Genomic DNA, 17967 nt, shown 5'->3' with positions numbered 1-17967 from the left:
AGGGCACCTCCGACCCGCAGCGGCTCAGTGCGACTCCGGCCCCGCCAGATGCCGGGCGATGACCATCCGCTGGATCTGGTTCGTCCCCTCGACGATCTGGAGGACCTTGGCCTCGCGCATATAGCGCTCGGCCGGGAAGTCCGCGGTGTAGCCGTAGCCGCCGAGGAGCTGTACGGCGTCGGTGGTCACCCGCATCGCGGTGTCCGTGCAGAAGAGCTTGGCCATCGCCGCCTCCTTGGAGAACGACTGCTTGGCGTCGCGCAGCCGGGCGGCGGCGAGGTAGAGGGCGCGGCCGGCCTCGACCTGGGTGGCCATGTCGGCCAGCATGAAGCGCAGCCCCTGGAAGTCGGCGAGCGGGCGGCCGAACTGTTGGCGTTCGGCGACGTAGCCGAGCGCCTCGTCCAGTGCCGCCTGGGCGACGCCGACGGCGCAGGCGGCGATGCCGAGGCGGCCGGAGTCGAGGGCGGACAGGGCGATGGTGAAGCCCTGGCCCTCGTCGCCCAGGCGGCGGGAGTCGGGGACGCGGACGCCGTCGAAGTGCAGCTGAGCGGTCGGGGAGCCCTTCATGCCCATCTTGCGCTCGGGCGCCGCGGCGGTCAGGCCCTCGGCGTCGCCGGGGACGAGGAAGGCCGTGATGCCACGGGCTCCGGGGCCGCCGGTGCGGGCGAGGACGGTGTAGAAGTCGGCCACCCCGCCATGGGTGATCCATGCCTTGGTGCCGTCGATCACCCAGTTGTCCCCCTCGCGGGTGGCGCGGGTGGTCAGCGAGGCGGCGTCGGAGCCGGAGGACGGCTCGGAGAGGCAGTACGCGCCGAGCAGCCCGCCGCCGAGCATGGCCGGCAGATGGTCGGCGCGCTGCTGCTTGGTGCCGTATCCGGCGAGGGCATGACAGGCCAGCGTGTGCACGCTGACACCGAGGCCGACCGTGAGGCGGGCGGCCGCGAGTTCTTCGAGGACCTGGAGGTAGACCTCGTAGGGCTGGTCGCCGCCGCCGAACTCCTCGGCGTACGGGAGGGAGAGCAGTCCGGATTCCGAGAGCAGGGTGAAGGTCTCTCGGGGGAAGCGGCCGGCGTCCTCCTCCTCGGCGGCGGCCGGCCTGATCTCCCGCTCGATGAGTTCGCGTACGAGCGTCATCAGGTCGCGGGCTTCCTCGGTGGGCAGCCTGCGGTCCACCGGCCGGGGGCCGTACTCGGTCATGGCGGCGCTCTCCTCCCTGTCGGGCGCTGCGGCAGCGCACACGTGGGGTGAGGCGGCGCCGCCGGATTTCCGGGTGCCCAGCCGATGATCGCCGTCCGGGTCTCGGAAGACGATGACCTGCGACTGTGGCGCTAGGAGTATGCCCGATCGGCGGCCCCACGTCACGGGTTGATGATCACCGGATCCCGGCGGTCCGGACCGGCTCGCACGGTCACGAAATTGGTCCGAACCATTGACCCCACTGGTCTAGTCCATCTACCTTCTCCCCCAACGTTCCACGCGTTCATGCCAATTCGGTACCGGCCGTTCATGTCTCTCCCCGCCGGCCGCCGAGGGGCATGCACGCCCCTTCCGCACGCAGGTCACGGCTCCACCTCGCCCCCCTCCGAGGAGACGACATGCTCAGACCGCACCGAAGGCGAGCGCCCCACCGGCTGATCGCCGCCGCCACCGCGCTGTGTACGGCGGCGCTGGCCGGCCTTCTGCTCACCGGCTCCGCCTCCGCCCACCCCACGGGCGCCACCCCCCACACCGCCGCCGCGGCCGGTGGCAAGGTCGTCGGATACTTCACCAACTGGGGTGTCTACGACCGCAATTACCACGTCAAGAACATCGAGACCTCCGGGTCGGCCGGCAAGCTGACGCATATCAACTACGCCTTCGGCAATGTCCAGGGCGGCAAATGCGCGATCGGCGACTCCTACGCCGACTACGACCAGGCCTACACCGCCGACCAGAGCGTCGACGGCAAGGCCGACACCTGGGACGACGGCGCGCTGCGCGGCAACTTCAACCAGCTGCGCAAGCTCAAGAAGATGCACCCCGACCTCAAGGTGATCTGGTCCTTCGGCGGCTGGACCTGGTCGGGCGGCTTCGGCGAGGCCGCCAAGAACCCCGAGGCGTTCGCCCAGTCCTGCTACGACCTGGTCAAGGACAAGCGCTGGGCGGATGTCTTCGACGGCATCGACATCGACTGGGAGTACCCCAACGCCTGCGGTCTGAGCTGCGACACCAGCGGCAAGGACGCGTTCACCAACGTCATGAAGGCGCTGCGGGAGAAGTTCGGCAAGGACCAGCTGGTGACCGCGGCGATCACCGCGGACGCCTCGGACGGCGGCAAGATGGACGCCGCCGACTATGCGGGCGCGGCGCAGTACGTCGACTGGTACAACCCGATGACCTACGACTACTTCGGCGCCTGGGACGCCAAGGGCCCGACGGCCCCGCACTCCCCGCTCTCGTCGTACAACGGCATCCCGAAGGCCGGTTTCAACACCACCGACACCATCACCAAGCTGAAGAAGCTGGGTGTGCCGGCCGACAAGCTGCTGCTGGGCATCGGCTTCTACGGCCGCGGCTGGCAGGGCGTCACCCAGGACGCTCCGGGCGGTACGGCGACCGGCGCGGCCCCGGGCAAGTACGAGGCGGGCATCGACGACTACAAGGTGCTCAAGGACCGCTGCCCGGCCACCGGCAAGGTGGGCGGCACCGCGTACGCCAAGTGCGGTGACCAGTGGTGGAGTTACGACACCCCGGAGACCATCGGCAGCAAGATGGCCTTCAAGGACGCACAGGGCCTGGGCGGTACGTTCTTCTGGGAACTGAGCGGTGACACCGCCAACGGCGAGCTGATCAAGGCCATCAAGTAGCCGAAGCGGTCGAGGAAGCCGGGCGGGAGGCAGTGGGGCCTCCCGCCCTTCCTTGTGCACGTCACTGCCCCGTGCCGCCGACGGCCGGGGCGGCCCGCACTCCGATGACGCGTGCCAGCACACTCCCGTCCGGGGCGGCGGCCCAAGCATCGGCCTCCGCTTGGTTGTGGCCGGTCCGCGCTCCCAGCGTGATCCCGGCACCGCCGTACCGCGAGAGCAGACCGGTGTCGTTGTCCGGGGTGAACAACTCCACCCGATCGATCGCCGTGGGCACGCGCGCGGTGCCCGGGGCGGCATCGGGCGCGGCGCTGCGGCCGTCCGTGAGCAGAGCCAGCTGGGTCAGCGCGTCGATGAGCAGTACGGGGAGCCGGCAGGCGGCGAACCTGCCGTTCCATGTGCCGATTTCGGGATGGAAGCGGGCGGTGGCACCGCCCTGCCAGGTGCGCAGTTCTGCGAGGGAGGCGACGAGCCCGGAGAGGTGGATGGGACAGCGAGGGTGGTAGAACACGGGGGTGCCGGGCTGGCCCGAGCCGTGGTCCGGGGCGACGGGCACGTCCGGTGGGGTCGGGATCAGCGGTTGGTGCGCCACGCTCAACCGGGCGTGGACCACACCGCGTTGGAGCACCCGCCCGTCCGGGGTGGTGACGTCGCCGATGAGTTCAACCGTCTCCAGTCCCGCCTGGCGGCTGCCGGCGTCCCGGATGCGATAGACGCTCTGCGCGCCGTTTTCCCTGGCGGTGACCGGGCGGTGGAAGTCCAGTGCGTGCCAGGCCGTCATCGCGGTGGCCGGATGGTCGCGGGTGACGTGCTCGGCGGCCAGCTCGGCGATGAGCGATCCCGGCAGGGTCGGCAGTCCGCGCAGCCTGTGGTGGCGCAGCCAGCCGTCCGGTGGCGATGACGGGCGCCGGCTGAGACCGCGCGACGCGTCGGCGGTCGGCTCGGGACCCTCCTCCCGCGACCCGGCCGGGATGAAGGAGGTCCCGGTCTGCTGAGCCGACGGCGTCGGCCGCCCGGCGGGCTGCCGGGTGTGGCGGAGCAGGTCGCGCTCCGCGGAACCGAGGTAGGTGACTTCCGGGAGGGCGTGGGGTCGGCGAGTTCGGCGAGGAACGTGGTGGTCCCCTCCTCGTCACCGATGCCGGTCAGCAGGGCCTGGCTGCGCAGCAGATCACGGGTGACGGGCACGGCGGCGAACCCGGACTCGTCCCACAGCGACCAGCCGAGACTCGTCTCGTTCCGTTCGCCGAAGCGGTGGTTCCGGCGAGCGGCGGCGGCGAGCAGGTCGTTCCCGGAGCAGTAGTCGGCCTCGCCGGGCCAGCCGAGGACGGCGAGCAGTGACCCGAAGTCGAACCAGCGTCGTGGTGCGCGGCCGGCGAACGCGGCACGCAGATGGAGATAGCCGAGCAGTTTGGTGTCGCGGACGCGCCGCATCCGGTCGAGGGTGACCCTGCCCACGGTGCCGCCATTGTGCAACCCGGCGGCGTTGAGCAGCAGGTCCACGCGCGGATGGGAGGCGTGCACCTGGTCGATCGCCGCGCGGACCGCATCGGGATCGGTGATGTCGCAGACCAGATGGTGCACCCGGTCAGGCCCGCAGTGACGGGCGAGGCGGTCGAGGGTGTCACGGGCCTGCGCGGCCGCGGCCAGCCGGTCGTACTCGGCGGAGAGCCTGGCAACGCTCCAGTCAGGGTGGTCACGGCGTGCAGTGGTGAGGAAGGCCGCACGCGTGCCGATGTCGGCCCGCGGTGCGGGCTCTTGGCGCCCCAGGACGTAGACGGTGGGAGCTGCCCGGGCGGCGAGGGCTTCGAGGACGCGCGCGGTCAGACCCCTGCTGCCGCCGGTGGCCACCACGACGCTGTCCCGGCCCAGCGGCAGCCGTCCGGCCGGTCGTTCGGCCACCGGCGCCTCCACCAGCTGTGGAGCCGACCGGCCACGGACGTCATGGATGCTGACGGCCAGGCGCTGCTCCCGCCCCGTCTCGGCGGCGAGCAGTTCCAGGCCCTGTGTGAGGTCCGGGCTCTCGGTGAGCACGGCGAGGCTCAGCGCCCGCGGCTCCTCTCGCGCCAGGCTCTTGACCAGTCCGGTGAAGACCCCGGTGGCCGGGTGGGGCACGCCGTCGCGGACGGCGTCGAGGAGCAGTACGGCGTAGGAGGCAGGGGAGTCGTCAGCCCAGCGCTGGGCTGCGAGGAAGGCCAGGTCGTGCAGGGTTCGCAGCCGGTTGACGGCGGAGAGGTCGGGTGGTTCGGCCGTGTTCGCCGCGACCTGTGCGATCACCCGGACGTGATGGATCGGTACCCCGGCGCCGGGCAGCAGCCGCGCGAGCGTGTCGGGGTCCGGGAGCCGCGCCTCGTCACCGGCCGCCGACGAGGGGGCGGTGACCGTGACGACGCCGTCGGGGATGTCGCAGGCATCCAACACGGCGGAGTCGCCGGCGAGAAGAAGGGTGTGGGGTGGGAGCGCGGGCAGGCAGGGCCTCAGCTCACGCGGCGGCGCGGGGGCGAGCCGCACCTCGACCCGTTCGACTGTGGGCCGAGCCGCAGCTGCGGCGTCCCGGTGTCCGGACGCCGCGTCCGGCGGCGTGTCACCGACGTCAAGGCGCACCCGGGGGCCCCGGGGGGCGCTGCTGGTGATCGTGAAGGTTCCGCTGCCCTGTACGGTGCAGGCGAGCGCCGCGAGCACGCCATCGGCTCCGAGATAGGTGCGGCCACTGCACGACAGGGGCCGCAGCTGCTGGGGGCGGGTATCCGGATCCCCCGGTGCCATGTCGGTACGGATACGGGCCAGTACGGGCAACTGCTCGGCGCGAGCGGTGGATTCACGCGCGAGCACCAGAAGGAACGTGCCCTCCGCGAGGGTGAGTCCGTCGTGGTCGTCGCTGCCGTCGAGTACCGCGCGCAGCTCCGGCGTGCTGTTGCCGTTGGCACCGGCCACCACGGCCAGATCGAGGTTCCCGTGGCGCAGATAGCGTTCGGCGGTGCGCAGGGCCGTGAGACCGGCGTCGGGGCCGGTATCCACGGTGATGTTGAGACCGTGCAGGTCCATTCGGGAAGCGAGCCTGGCGGCGATGACGTTGGGCATGATGCCGGGGAAGGAATCCTCGGTACTGGCCGGGACGAGGCTGCGCACCTCTTTGCCGATCGCTTCCAGTGTGCTGCGGATCTGCGGGTCCGCTGCCAGGTCCTCGGACAGGGACCGTTCGAGGTCGCCGAGGTAGCAGCGGAGCGCGTAATGGACGGCACGCCGGGTCGGTCCCATGTGGCCCACGACGACGCCGGTGGTGTCGTGCAGCCGCCGGCACGCCGCCTGGACCCGCTCGTCGAGCCGGGTGAAGGCCCGCAGCGTCATGATCTGCGTACGGTCCATGTTGCGCAACGTGGCCGGGGGCAGGGGAACTTCGCGGAATCCCGGGATCGGGTAGTCGTCACCGAAGCCGGGATCCGGCGCCGGAGCCTGGCCGCGCAGCCAGGCGGAGAGCCGCTCGGTCTCCGGTGCCCCGGGCACGTCGGCGGAGCCCGCGACGATGACGATGCCGTCGTCCGTCGCCGGGGCCTGCTCCAGGCCGGCGGGGCAGTCGGAGGCGTCGTCCCGCAACAGCAGGTGCCCATTGGTGCCGCCGAACCCGAACGCGGAGACCGCCACCGTGCGGGGCCTGCTCCCGGGCAGTGGCGCCCGCTCGGTCGGCGGGGTGAAGCGGCTGCCCTCCAGCGCCGGAATCGGATCGGTCAGGTAGCGCTGGGCCGGGACGAGTCCGTGCCGCAGCCCTGCAATCGCCTCGATCACGGAGACGGTGCCGGCGGCCCAGCCGGTGTGCCCGACGATGGCCTTGTTCGACGACAGCAGCGCGGGCGGTCCCGCGCCGGCCACCTTGTGAAGGCTCGCCAGCTCGGCCTTGTCGCCGGCCGGAGTGCCGGTGCTGTGCGCGATCACCCAGGCCACCGCAGCCGGGTCCACCCGGCCCTGCTCGTAGGCCCGCCGCAGGGCGAATCGCTGCCCCTCCTCGTTGGGCGCGTAGATGGCCTTGCCCGAGCCGTCGCAGGACAGGCCGACGGCGCCGATGACCCCGAGGACGTCGTCTCCGTCTTCGCGAGCCCGCTCCAGGCGCTTGAGGACGAGCGCTCCGGCCCCGTCGGAGAACAGCACGCCGCTCGCACCTCGGTCGAACGAGCGCACCTCGCCGGTGCGGGAGAGCCCTTGAAGCTTGGAGAAGAGCACGAGATTGCGGGCGCTGTAGGCGAACGCGCCTCCGCACACCGCGATGTCGCTGGTGCCCTCGCGCAGTGCCTTAATGCCGAGGTCGATGCTGTAGAGGGAGGACGAGCAGGCCGTGTCCACCATGACCAGTTCGGTGTCCTCGGGCAGGATGCCGGAGACCGCGTTGCGCCCGATGCGGTGCGGCAGGCATGCGAACGGCACCGCGTTGCCGAGGTCATAGCGGTTGGCCAGCGACCGCAGCACCTTCGCGGCGAGCGGCGTGCCGTCCAATGCGTCGGAGAACCGCCTGGCGTAGCCGGCGAGGACGAGGTGCTCCTCCAGGTCCTGGCTTCCGTCCGCGGTGTAGCCGAAGGCCGCGAACCAGCGGTCCTGCGGGCGTCGCCGGACTCCGCAGAGCGCGTGGTACAGGCTGTGCCGCAGCCACAGCGTGGTCGACTCCCTGCTCGCCACCCGGTCCGCGTCGAGTTCCGCCCGCAGCTCGGGATGCGGCTCGAAGCCGGTGATGAACCCGGACTCCCGGGTGTAGGAGCGGTCCTCGGCATCCGGGTCAGGGGAGTAGAACGATGTGGCGTCATAGCGGTTGGGCCGGCCGAAGGTGTTCCGCTCGCCCTCAAGAGCCCGCCACAGCTCCTCGGGCGTATTGGCGCCGGGGGTGACCACGCCCGTGCCGACGACGGCGATCAGTGCACCGGGGTCGGCTGCGACGGGAGCTGAAGCCGAAGCGGGGGTGCGAGCATGAGCGGACGCCGGAGTCGCAGCCGGTGCCGAGGGCCGCGCCGCCGCCGTCGCTGTGGCATGCTCCGGCCGGAGCGTTCGCTCGTCCTCGGAGGCGGCGGACGGCTCCGGAGAGTCGGCCGACAGGAGCGAGGCACACAGCGACATACCGCCGTCGGCCATGACGATCTGGCCTGTGACCCAGGAAGCCTGGGGCGAGGCCAGGAACACCACCAGCTCGGCGAACTCCTCCTGCCTGCCGAGCCGGTGCCCCAGTGGGGTGGCGTCCCGCACCCGGCTCATCAGGATCTCGGCGTTGGGGAAGTTCCGTACGACCTGGGAGTCCAGCACCCCGGGCGTGGCGGCGTTGACCCGGATGTTGCGTGGGGCGTACTCGACCGCCAGATAGCGCGTGAGTGCCTCCACGGCTGCCTTCGCCCCGGCGCAGGCGCTGTATTGGTGCAGGACGAGGTTGGCGCCGATCGAGGAGACGTTCACGATCGCACCGCCCCCGCGCCGCTCCATCAGCGGCGCCGCGTGCTGGGCGCACCACCGGGCCCCGTGCAGGTCGGTGTCCCAGGCCCGTTGCCAGTCGGCGTCGGTCAGCTCGTCGACCAGGCCCAGCCGTCCCGCTCCGGCGTTGTGGACCAGGATGTCCAGGCCGCCGTGCCGTTCGGCGATGGTGGCGAACATCCGCCGGACGTGGTCGGCCTTGGCCACGGAGGCGCGCAGCACCTCGGCGGAGCCGCCGGACGCCCGGATCTCCTCCAGGAGGCCTGGTGCCTCGTCGCGGCCGTGGAAGTAGTTGGCGATGACATGCGCACCATGAGCGGCGAAGGCGTGGCTGATGGCGCGCCCGGTTCCACGGACGCCGCCCGTGACCAGCACCACCTTTCCGCTCAGGTCGGCCATGGGGGAGCCGTTCATGCCGCGGCCTCCTGAACGGGCTTGGACGACATGACGTGGTCGGCGACGTCCGCGAGAGTCCCCAGCGTGGCCAGGTTCAGGCTCCCCGGGGGATCGTCGAGAGCGAATTCCTCCATGACGCGGCGCAGCAATGCCGTCTGTTTGAGGGAGTCGACACCAAGGTCGGCCTCGAGCCCGGCGGCATCGGTGAGCACATCAGGCGGGTACTCCAGAGCCTCCGCGTACAGCGCGCGAAGGCGGTCCAGTACCTGTGCGCGGGACCGGGAACCGCCCCTCGCGCCGGTCGCGCCCTGGGAGGCGGTTTCCGTAGCGGGGCCTGCACCGGCCCGTTCGGGAACCGTGCCCGTCACGGCCCGCTCGGGTTCTCCCTCATCGCTCGGGGGCGCCACCCTGCGCTCCGGCACCACCTGTCCCAGGCCCGCAGCGACGGCGACGCGCAGCCCGTCCAGCTCCCGGTCGGGATGCTCCAGCGGGGCGAAGGTCCGCACGCCCGGAACCGTGAGTGCCACACACCGGGTGAGTGCGCGCAGCGCCCCGGTCTCGATGAAGGTGTCCGCCCCGCGTTCATGCAGGTGGCGCACTGTGTCGGTGAAACGCACCGGCAGGACGAGGCACTCACCGAGCAGCCGGACGAGATCGTCGCCGTCGGTGTAGCGGCGGCCGTGGATCGGAGAGAACACCCGCTGCTGGAAGGGAAGTTGACGCACGTCGTCGGCGAGTGCGACGAACTGGTCCACCGCGGCGCTCATGCTGGGGTGGTGTGAGGCGTACGGCAGGCTCAGGCGGGTGGCGGACAGGTTCAGGGCTCCCGCTACTTCCTCGGCCCGTTCGATGTCCTCCACCTGGCCGCTGAGTACGGTCTGCTGCGGGGCGTTGCAGCAGGCGATCACCAGGTCGCTGTCGTCCAGCACACCTATCAGGTGCTGCGCCGCGGTCTCGTGCGTGGCCACCGCGGTCATGCCGCCGCGGCCCTCGAACTCGACCAGCGCGCGGGTGCGGGCGCAGACCAGGCGGACCCCGCCGCAAGACTGAACGCGCCGCCCGAGACCAGTGCAGCGATCTCACCGAAGCTGTGCCCGACCAGCGCCTTCGGCTCGACGCCGCCGTCCACAAGGACCCGGTGAACCGCCACCGACCCGCCGAAAATGGCCAGTTGCATGATCTCGGCACGCCGGCCGAGGATCTCCTGGACCGAGGGTTCCTCCTCGAAAAGAGTGTGGGAGAGCGACGGGATTCCGTACTCCGCCGCGACTGCGTCGATCTCCTTGAACACATCGGTGATCTGCGCATGCGTTCGGGACGCCTGGTGCAGCATGCGTGCGGAATAGGCGCCGAGGCCGGGAAAGAGGAGGACGGTATTGCTGCGTTTGGAAGCCCTTTCGGGAACACGTGGACGGCGCTTGCCGGTCGTGGCCGCTCCGGTGCACTCGGCACCGTGCGCCTGACCTCATCGCGCCGGGTGGCTGGGGGCGCGGTCGACTGGGACCGTTTCACCGCTCCGTGAACCGCATCAGGTCAACGGCACGGCACGAGACGACTCGGCGCCCTGCCACGCTGTGCGCGCTCCCTCCTCGACGGCTGAGACAGCACGGGACAGGACCGATGAGCCGCACCATCAGGAACGCAGACACACGGTGGAGGCCGGAAGAGGAATGCGCACCGGACAGCGTGAACGTGTGGAAAGGAAGCACCCCGGAACCGGGCGGCGCCGAACGCGGTTGACGCATTCGGACCGCGGAAATGACTGCGCGGCAAGCGCCTCGGTGTCCGCACCGCTCGCCAAGGCATCGAGTCCGGCCCGCGGTCAAGGCGTCGAAGGCGGGGCATCCAGCACACCACCCCGCCACGGAGGACACCGTCTCAGGAGGACGGCCGGGACGGCGCCGGGCAGGTCGGCTCGTACTCCTCGATCAGCCGCAGGGTGTCGCCCAGCCCGCGCACCAGCAGGGCGGTCACCGTCTCGCGGGGTATCTCCGGGGCCGCGATCCAGTCGAGGGTGACGCCCTCGACGCTGGTGAGCCAGCCGGTCAGGGCGATGCGGGCGAGCGGTGGGATCTCCTCGCGGCCCCAGGCGCCCCGGGCGATGGTGCGCAGCAGCCGGGCCCGTACGGCATCGCGGATCGCCAGCACCTCGGCGTCGGAGCCGACGCCGCCGGTGACGATGGCGCGGTAGGCGGCCTGGTGGTGCTGGGCGTAGCGCAGATAGCCGTCCACGGTGCGCTGGACGCGTTCGACGGGCGGCAGGTCGTGGGTGCTGCCCGCGCGCTCGACCAGCTGGGCCACGGCGTCCTCGATGATCGCGAGGTAATAGCCGCGCTTGTTGGTGAAGTAGTAGTAGATCAGGCCCTTGGCCACGCCGGCCGCGCGGGCGATGTCGTCCATGGACAGCGCGTCGTATGAGGTGTCGGCGAACAACGCGCGTCCGGTGGCGATGAGTTCGGCGCGCCGCGCCTGGGCGCGTTCGGTGCCGCGGGCGGCCGGGGAGCCGCCCTGTCCGCGCTGTTGACTATTATTCAAAATCGGCCCTAGTCTCCCAACGGACTCGTCGGTAGTCGCCTCGTCGCCAACTGACCGACGCGCCAACTTCCATGATTTTTCCGCAGTATGACAGCACGTCATGGATCGGATCCGCTTCTCCGTCCAGGACCTCCGCGCTCGTCCGCCGCGCTCCGCCGGCGGCGCCCCCGCACTTCCTCGCGCATTCGACCACTGCCCCGGGGAGGACACAGTGAGCCCTACGATCCGAACGCCGCGCCCCGCGCCCGCCGCGCCCGAGGGACGCACCTCCTGGAAGAAGGCCGCCGTGGTGGCGGTGCCCGCCGTGCTCGCCGTGGGAGCGCTGGCGACGGTGATGGCCCAGGGCGTGCTGGCCGCCTCCTTCGCCGTCTCCGGCACCCACTTCCAGGTGTCCTCGGGCAAGCTGACCAGCAGCGGACTGTCCTCGTACGTGCACACCGACCGCGATACCGACGGCCGCGGCCATCCCGTCGCGCTGCTCGGCATCGGCAAGGCGTCGCTCGCCGACATCTGCCAGTCGGCGCAGGTCGAAACGCCGGTCGGCACGGTGGTGTTCAAGCTGACGGCGGGCGGCAGGGCCGGGCCGGTGTCCGCCGACAGCCTGGTCATCGACGGCGAGGACCTGGTCGGCGACGCCCGCTTCGGCACCGCGCAGATCGGCCGGGACGCCGCCTCGCTGGACGCCGTACCGGGTGTGCACGGCCCCAAGGGGAAGTTCGGACTCCAGGCCGGGGACATCGCGGTCGCCGGGGTCCGCTCGCACGCCTGGTCCGCCACCGGCGGCAACTTCCGGCTCAAGGGACTGCGGGTGAGCGTGAGCCTGGACGGCGAGAAGTGTTTCTGAGCGCGCGCCGTGCCCGCTGGGGCGCCCGCCTTGAGCGGGTACTGCCGTGGCCCGAGCGGCGGGCGGCGCTGCGCCGCTGGCGGCGGACCCGGCCGTTCTGGGCCGGGCTGCTGCTCCTGCTCGGCGGGGCGGAGCTGCTGCTGGTGCCGCTCTCACCGCTGACGGTCCTGGTGAGCCTGGGGCTCGGCGGGCTGGCGGCGATCGGTATCGGGCTGGCGCTGATGGTGGCGGGGATCTTCCTGTGGTGCGCCCCGGCCGCGCGCCACTACGTCGGCATCAATGCGCTGATCCTGTCGGTGCTCTCCTTCGCCGCGACCAATCTGGGCGGCTTTCTGGTGGGCATGGGCCTGGGGATCGCGGGCAGCGCGATGGGGTTCGGGTGGACGCCGGTGCGGGAGGGGGAGCCGGTGGAGGGGACGGATCCGGACGGCGCCCGGCCCGCGGACCGTACGACGCAGGCGCCGCCGCAGGCGTCGGCACCGGCATCGGCCCGCCGTGCCCTCGGCCGCAAGATCCTCGCCGCCGGCCTCCCCGTGGCACTGCTGACGGCCGTCGGGGGCCCTGCGCAGCGGGCCGAGGCGACCGGCGTACCGGCGCCACCGGCCCCGCCCACCGTGCACACCACGAGGTTCGCCCCCAAGGGCTTCACCCTCGCCGGGGTCACCGAAGTCCCGACGGCAAACGGTCCCGTCAAGGCCATGGTCCTGAAGATGTCGGCGGCCTCGCTCACCGACTACCGCCTCACCACCCGCGACCGCACCGGTCCCCAACTCGGCCTGGATGCCGACACGTTGAACCTCCGCGGCGAGGTGACCCTCTATCTCACCAAGTTCCGCGGCTGTCTGGAGGGCGTACTCTGCCTCACCTTCACCCCCGACACCCTCCCCGTCCCGCCGGTCGTGCCGCCCTTCGTCTACATGACCGATGTGACGGCCGAGCAGGCGCTGGTCACCTCCGATCTGATCGTCGCGGACGGGCTGCGGCTGCACGCCGGCTCGCGTTCCTGATCCGGCTCCCCCGGCGGGCTTTACGGCCCCCGCCCACTGCGCGCACCATCGGCGTGCGGGGGCCGGATCCGTGACGAAGAGGTGACTGGTGGTCAACCCTTGGCTGGCGCTGGAGTCGGGTGCCGACCCGGTGGCACATACCCGCCGGGTGCGGCGGGCCCATGAGGCGTTCCTGGCCGACGGGACGGTGCTGCCGCCCGTACGCCGGGTGGTCGCCGACTCCTGGCGGCGCTCGGCGCGGGCGCGGGCCGCCTCGGACGGCGCGGCGCCCATCGAGCTGGACGAAGCCGCGCTGCGGGCCTACCGGGACGCCCACCCCCTGGCCCGGGCGATGCCCGTCTTCCGCGAGCTGCTGGGCAGCATCGCCCAGGACGGTGCGCATCTGATAGCGGTCTGCGATCCCCAGGGGCGGATGCTGTGGGTCGAGGGCCACCCCGGGGTACGGCGGCAGGCGGAGCGGATGAACTTCGTGGTCGGGGCGCGCTGGGACGAGCGGCATGCGGGCACCAACGCGCCGGGCACCGCGCTCGCCTCCGGCCATGCCGTACAGATCTTCGCGGCCGAGCACTACAACCGGCAGGTGCAGCGCTGGACCTGTGCGGCGGCCCCGCTGCACGATCCGCGGACCGGGCGGCTGCTGGGCGCCGTCGACATCACCGGCGGCGACCATCTGGCCGGCCCGCACAGCCTGGCCCTGGTCCGGGCCACCGCGCGCGCCGCAGAGGCCCATCTGGCGTACGGAACACGGGAGTCGGGGTCGTTTCTGGCGGCACTGGGCCGGGACGAGGCGCTGCTGACCGTGGACGGCACCCGGTTGCGGCTGGGCCGCCGGCACAGCGAGATCATGGTGCTGCTCGCCCACCACCCCGCGGGCCTCACCGGTGAGCAACTGGCCGTCCTCCTCTACGGCGAACGGGAGGTGAGCCCGGTGACCCTGCGCGCCGAGCTGTCCCGGCTGCGGCAGCTCGCCGGCCCGCTGCTCGCCTCGCGGCCCTACCGGCTGACCCGTCCGACCGACACCGATCTCACCGCGGCCGAGACGGAGTTGGCCGCCGGTCGCCTCACGGCCGCCCTGGATGCCTACCCCGGCCCGCTGCTGCCGCTCTCGGAGGCCCCCGGGATACGCCGGCTGCGCACCGCCCTGGAGGACCGGCTCCGGCGCGCCCTGCTGACCGCCCGCGACCCCGCGCTGTTGCGCCGCTGGGCGGGGACCCCCTGGGGCGAGCACGACCTGGAGGTCTGGGAGGCCCTGGAGGACACCCTGCCGCCGCACTCCCCGGCGCGCGAGGTCCCGCGCGCCACGGCCGGGCGTCTGCGGACGGCATACGGGCTGACCGGCTCGTCCTCGGCCCACTCGTCGGCCCACGATCCCCGCAGACCGCCGGGTCTCTGAGGCATCCCCCGACCCACCGGTTTCGCGGGCCCCCGGCCCCTCCCCCACGCAACGTTCGCGCAACCTGCGCCGCCCTACCCTGCGCGCAACGCCCGTCGCACGGGAGCGGCGGGCACCGCGTCGAGAGCGATTGGGAGGCCGCCCATGGCCCGTTACGCCAGCCCGGGTTCCACCGATGCCGTCATGAGCTACCAGAGCCGCTACGACCACTGGATCGGCGGCGCGTTCGTGGCGCCGGCACTGGGCCGGTACTTCGACAATCCCACCCCGGTCAACGGTCAGACGTTCTGCGAGGTGGCACGCGGCACCGCCGAGGACGTCGAGCGCGCCCTGGACGCCGCGCACGCCGCCGCGCCCGGCTGGGCCCGTACCCCCGCCGCCGAGCGGGCCGGCGTCCTGAACAAGATCGCCGACCGGATGGAGGCCAACCTGGAGGCGCTGGCGGTCGCCGAGAGCTGGGAGAACGGCAAGCCCGTGCGGGAGGCGCTGGCGGCCGACATCCCCCTGGCCGTCGACCACTTCCGCTACTTCGCGGGCGCCCTACGCGCCCAGGAGGGCACCCTCTCGGAGATCGACGAGGACACCGTCGCGTACCACTTCCACGAGCCGCTGGGCGTGGTCGCCCAGATCATCCCCTGGAACTTCCCCCTCCTGATGGCCGCCTGGAAGCTCGCCCCCGCCCTGGCCGCGGGCAATGCCGTGGTCCTCAAACCGGCCGAACAGACCCCCGCCTCGGTGCACTTCCTGATGAGCCTGATCGCGGATCTGCTGCCGCCGGGCGTGGTCAACATCGTCAACGGCTTCGGCACGGAGGCGGGCAAACCGCTCGCCTCCAGCCCCCGGGTGGCCAAGGTCGCCTTCACCGGTGAGACCACCACCGGGCGCCTGATCATGCAGTACGCCTCCGAGCATCTGCGGCCGGTGACCCTCGAACTCGGCGGCAAGAGCCCCAACATCTTCTTCGACGACGTCTCCGCCCTGATGGACGACTTCCAGGACAAGGCCGTCGAGGGCTTCACCATGTTCGCCCTCAACCAGGGCGAGGTCTGCACCTGCCCGTCCCGGGCGCTGATCCAGCGGGGCCACTACGCGGACTTCCTGGCCGCGGGCGTGGCCCGTACGGAAAAGATCGTCCAGGGGCATCCGCTGGACACCGACACCATGATCGGCGCCCAGGCGTCCAACGACCAACTGGAGAAGATCCTCTCCTACCTGGACATCGGCCAGAAGGAAGGCGCCCGCGTCCTGACCGGCGGCTCCCGCGCCGAGTTGGGCGGGGAGCTGGAGGGCGGCTACTACGTCCGTCCGACGATCTTCGAGGGCAACAACGACATGCGGGTCTTCCAGGAGGAGATCTTCGGCCCCGTGGTGGCGGTCGCCCCCTTCTCCGACTTCGACGACGCGATCGACATCGCCAACGACACCCTCTACGGACTGGGCGCCGGCGTCTGGACCCGCGACGGCTCCACCGCCTACCGCGCCGGCCGCGCCATCCAGGCCGGCCGGGTGTGGACCAACTGCTACCACGCCTATCCCGCGCATGCGGCGTTCGGCGGCTACAAGCAGTCCGGCATCGGGCGGGAGAACCACAAGATGATGCTGGACCACTATCAGCAGACGAAGAACATCTTTTGTAGCTATTCGCCCAAGAAACTTGGATTCTTCTAGGCCGCTTGAGGTGGGCTCTGAGCTGGGGGATCACCAACAGGCGCCTTCATTTCCATCGCGTCACACAGACACCCGATTGCCCCATTCATCCCACTATCACCGCCCCTCGAACTGATCTTCCGGACCAGTCGCGGACCAAGTGACGGACCAGCTAGGCATGATCGGCTTCGGCGGCGACGGCGAAGCCGATCCATCCGTCCTCTCCGAGAACGCCCAGGAGGGGGACCGTCAGCTCCTCCAAAGTTGCCTCGCAGCTGGGCACTTGGCGCCCAGGTGCGGCCCGCGCCCGAAAAGCCGCAGCTCATTCGATGCCGGTGCCCTTGACCGCCTTGGTTGACTCGGCGTCGAACCGCTCATTGCTGACCTTCTCTATGAATGCGGCCAGGTACTTCAGCTGCGCGGGAGTGTGGTGCACGACCGGTGCAACCCTGTATCAAGCCCGCGCCGAGCAGCGCTCAGCGCGTCGGACGGTAGGTCGCGATGATCACTCCGCTGCTGGTCGGCTGGGCGCTCACCAACTCCAACTTCTTCAGGGCGGCGTCGTCGTCGAACAGCTTCTTGCGGCCCTCGCCAGCCACTACCGGGTGGATCAGCAGTACCAGTTCGTCCAGCAGGTCCTGCTCCAGCAGCGAACGCACCAGCGTCGGGCTGCCCGCGACGGTGATGTCCTTGCCCTCGCCGGCCTTGAGCTCCTCGATCGCGGCCGCCAGATCGCCGTTGATGAGCGTGCTGTTCGCCCAGTCCTCGACACTGTCAAGCGTGGAGGAGACGACGTACTTGGGCGAATCGTTGATCCACTTGGCGAAACCGGCGTCCTCGCCGCTGGTCACCGTCGGCCAGTACCCGGCCCACTCGGTGAAGGTCACCCGGCCCAGCAGAATCGTGTCGGCCGTCTCCAGCGTCTTCCCCAGCGCCGCGCCCATCTCCTCGTCGAATGCGAACTGCCACTCGTTCGGCGACTGAGCGACACCGTCGAGCGAGACGAACAGACCCGAAACGACCTTGCGCATGATTCCTCCGTGATGAGTTCGGGGTCGTCTGCCCGGTCCCGGCCGGGACGGTCCTGTGACCGGGGCGAGCCGACCCCGTCGGCTACACCAGGAAATCTATGCGGGCATCGAGGCCGAGGTCTTGTACAGAAGCGACAGGGGCTCCGCCCTGTCCGGAGAGCTCAGCCGAGTGGCGGTCCGGCCGATGTACCGGGTCAAGGACCGCGCCAGATGCGGCTGGTCGAAGTAGCCCAGCCGGTGCACGACGTCCTGGGCCGACGCACCCTCCTGGATCAGTACCGCCGCCTCACGGGCGCGGTGGATCTGCCGGATGGCGCCCCGGGTGAGGCCCGTCGCCGCGACAAAGCGGCGCTGGAGGGTGCGTTCGGAGACATCGGGAGTAGCACCGTCGAGCACAGCGGGCACGATCGGGTCGCAGTCCACAATGCCCTCACGCACCATGCGCCGTACGAACGCCTCCGCGTTGTCGTAATCGGGCGGGTGCCAAGCGGACCCCTTCAGCCAGACGGAGCGCCGCGTCACGTCGGGTATCTCCGCGCTACTGCCCACGAGCCGGCTGATCGGTATGTGCGGCATCGAGGTGCCGAGGGCAAAGCTGATGCCGAAGAACGTGGCGTTCATGGGGACGGGGGCCAGGCATGCCTTGGGTTCTGGGCCCAGTACGGCCGCCTGGACCTGACCGTGGTGCTCCCAGAAGACGAGCTCCCAGTGCGATGTCGCGATCGACGTCATCCGGCCCACTTCGTCGCTGCGGCTGCGCCATACCCGCTCGATGTACGGCAGCTCCGACGGCCTGCTCTCGATCTCCAGACCCAACCGGATCACCCCCCGT

General features: G+C 71.1%; 12 protein-coding genes and 1 pseudogene. 5 read left to right on the top strand and 8 right to left on the bottom strand.

The genetic code is table 11. The features are described 5' to 3' along the window. Positions 1-24: 24 nt before the first annotated feature. The gene (locus tag B1H19_RS36205; protein WP_083109092.1) at positions 25-1197 is read right to left on the bottom strand and encodes an acyl-CoA dehydrogenase family protein; all 1173 of its coding nucleotides are present in this window, start codon (positions 1195-1197) and stop codon (positions 25-27) included. A gap of 398 nt (positions 1198-1595) precedes the next feature. Between B1H19_RS36205 and B1H19_RS36200 the strand changes: the two genes are divergently transcribed. Continuing rightward, complete coding sequence (locus B1H19_RS36200; RefSeq protein ID WP_083109091.1) at positions 1596-2846, top strand: glycoside hydrolase family 18 protein; 1251 nt, start codon at positions 1596-1598, stop codon at positions 2844-2846. A gap of 61 nt (positions 2847-2907) precedes the next feature. Here the strand turns inward: B1H19_RS36200 and B1H19_RS36195 are convergent, their stop codons facing one another. The 5 genes and pseudogenes from B1H19_RS36195 to B1H19_RS36175 all read right to left on the bottom strand — a co-directional run bounded on the left by B1H19_RS36195 (position 2908) and on the right by B1H19_RS36175 (position 11213). Further along, on the bottom strand, positions 2908-3624 hold the full coding sequence (locus B1H19_RS36195; protein ID WP_203237289.1) for a polyketide synthase dehydratase domain-containing protein: 717 nt from the start codon (positions 3622-3624) through the stop codon (positions 2908-2910). After that, positions 3621-8696 (bottom strand): SDR family oxidoreductase, encoded by a 5076-nt coding sequence (locus B1H19_RS36190; protein WP_083109089.1) that lies wholly within the window; start codon positions 8694-8696, stop codon positions 3621-3623. Before B1H19_RS36190 ends, B1H19_RS36195 begins: the two co-directional genes overlap by 4 nt. Next, the gene (locus B1H19_RS40420) at positions 8693-9046 is read right to left on the bottom strand and encodes an acyl carrier protein (protein ID WP_257789472.1); all 354 of its coding nucleotides are present in this window, start codon (positions 9044-9046) and stop codon (positions 8693-8695) included. The genes B1H19_RS36190 and B1H19_RS40420 overlap by 4 nt, the downstream gene beginning before the upstream one ends. 213 nt (positions 9047-9259) lie before the next feature. Beyond that, positions 9260-10011, bottom strand: a pseudogene (locus B1H19_RS40210) (acyltransferase domain-containing protein); the annotation flags it as partial. Positions 10012-10556: 545 nt separating this feature from the next. Then, positions 10557-11213, bottom strand: coding sequence for a TetR/AcrR family transcriptional regulator (locus B1H19_RS36175; RefSeq protein WP_083109086.1), 657 nt, complete (start codon positions 11211-11213; stop codon positions 10557-10559). Between the two features lie 334 nt (positions 11214-11547). On the opposite strand from B1H19_RS36175, the gene B1H19_RS36170 reads away from it, so the two are divergent. From B1H19_RS36170 to exaC, 4 genes are all read left to right on the top strand, one after another. Beyond that, positions 11548-12057 carry a DUF6230 family protein gene (locus B1H19_RS36170; protein WP_237289954.1) on the top strand — a complete coding sequence of 170 codons (510 nt, stop codon included), beginning with the start codon at positions 11548-11550 and terminating at the stop codon, positions 12055-12057. Further along, positions 12048-13064, top strand: coding sequence for a DUF6114 domain-containing protein (locus B1H19_RS36165; RefSeq protein WP_203237288.1), 1017 nt, complete (start codon positions 12048-12050; stop codon positions 13062-13064). The genes B1H19_RS36170 and B1H19_RS36165 overlap by 10 nt, the downstream gene beginning before the upstream one ends. Positions 13065-13152: 88 nt before the next feature. After that, positions 13153-14457: a helix-turn-helix domain-containing protein gene (locus B1H19_RS36160; protein ID WP_083109085.1), complete on the top strand. Its 1305-nt coding sequence runs from the start codon at positions 13153-13155 to the stop codon at positions 14455-14457. A gap of 144 nt (positions 14458-14601) precedes the next feature. Continuing rightward, positions 14602-16125 (top strand): acetaldehyde dehydrogenase ExaC, encoded by a 1524-nt coding sequence (gene exaC, locus B1H19_RS36155; RefSeq protein WP_083109084.1) that lies wholly within the window; start codon positions 14602-14604, stop codon positions 16123-16125. A gap of 455 nt (positions 16126-16580) precedes the next feature. Here the strand turns inward: exaC and B1H19_RS36150 are convergent, their stop codons facing one another. Both B1H19_RS36150 and B1H19_RS36145 read right to left on the bottom strand, forming a co-directional pair. Beyond that, on the bottom strand, positions 16581-17135 hold the full coding sequence (locus B1H19_RS36150) for a dihydrofolate reductase family protein (RefSeq protein ID WP_083109083.1): 555 nt from the start codon (positions 17133-17135) through the stop codon (positions 16581-16583). Positions 17136-17231: 96 nt separating this feature from the next. Continuing rightward, positions 17232-17951: a helix-turn-helix domain-containing protein gene (locus B1H19_RS36145; protein ID WP_083110090.1), complete on the bottom strand. Its 720-nt coding sequence runs from the start codon at positions 17949-17951 to the stop codon at positions 17232-17234. Between the last annotated feature and the right edge of the window lie 16 nt (positions 17952-17967).

It is taken from the genome of Streptomyces gilvosporeus, from assembly GCF_002082195.1.
GTDB classification, from domain to species: Bacteria; Actinomycetota; Actinomycetes; order Streptomycetales; family Streptomycetaceae; genus Streptomyces; species Streptomyces gilvosporeus.
Note: the sequence above shows the minus strand (reverse complement) of the source record. Positions and strands in the feature narration are given on the sequence as shown.

Excerpts from the sequence above, each read along its gene's own strand:
- B1H19_RS36200 (WP_083109091.1), top strand. The coding sequence starts at position 1,596 with ATGCTCAGACCGCACCGAAGGCGAGCGCCCCACCGGCTGATCGCCGCC.
- B1H19_RS36205 (WP_083109092.1), bottom strand. The coding sequence starts at position 1,197 with ATGACCGAGTACGGCCCCCGGCCGGTGGACCGCAGGCTGCCCACCGAG.
- exaC (WP_083109084.1), top strand. The coding sequence starts at position 14,602 with ATGGCCCGTTACGCCAGCCCGGGTTCCACCGATGCCGTCATGAGCTAC.
- B1H19_RS36195 (WP_203237289.1), bottom strand. The coding sequence starts at position 3,624 with ATGACGGCCTGGCACGCACTGGACTTCCACCGCCCGGTCACCGCCAGG.
- B1H19_RS36170 (WP_237289954.1), top strand. The coding sequence starts at position 11,548 with ATGGCCCAGGGCGTGCTGGCCGCCTCCTTCGCCGTCTCCGGCACCCAC.
- B1H19_RS36150 (WP_083109083.1), bottom strand. The coding sequence starts at position 17,135 with ATGCGCAAGGTCGTTTCGGGTCTGTTCGTCTCGCTCGACGGTGTCGCT.
- B1H19_RS36190 (WP_083109089.1), bottom strand. The coding sequence starts at position 8,696 with ATGAACGGCTCCCCCATGGCCGACCTGAGCGGAAAGGTGGTGCTGGTC.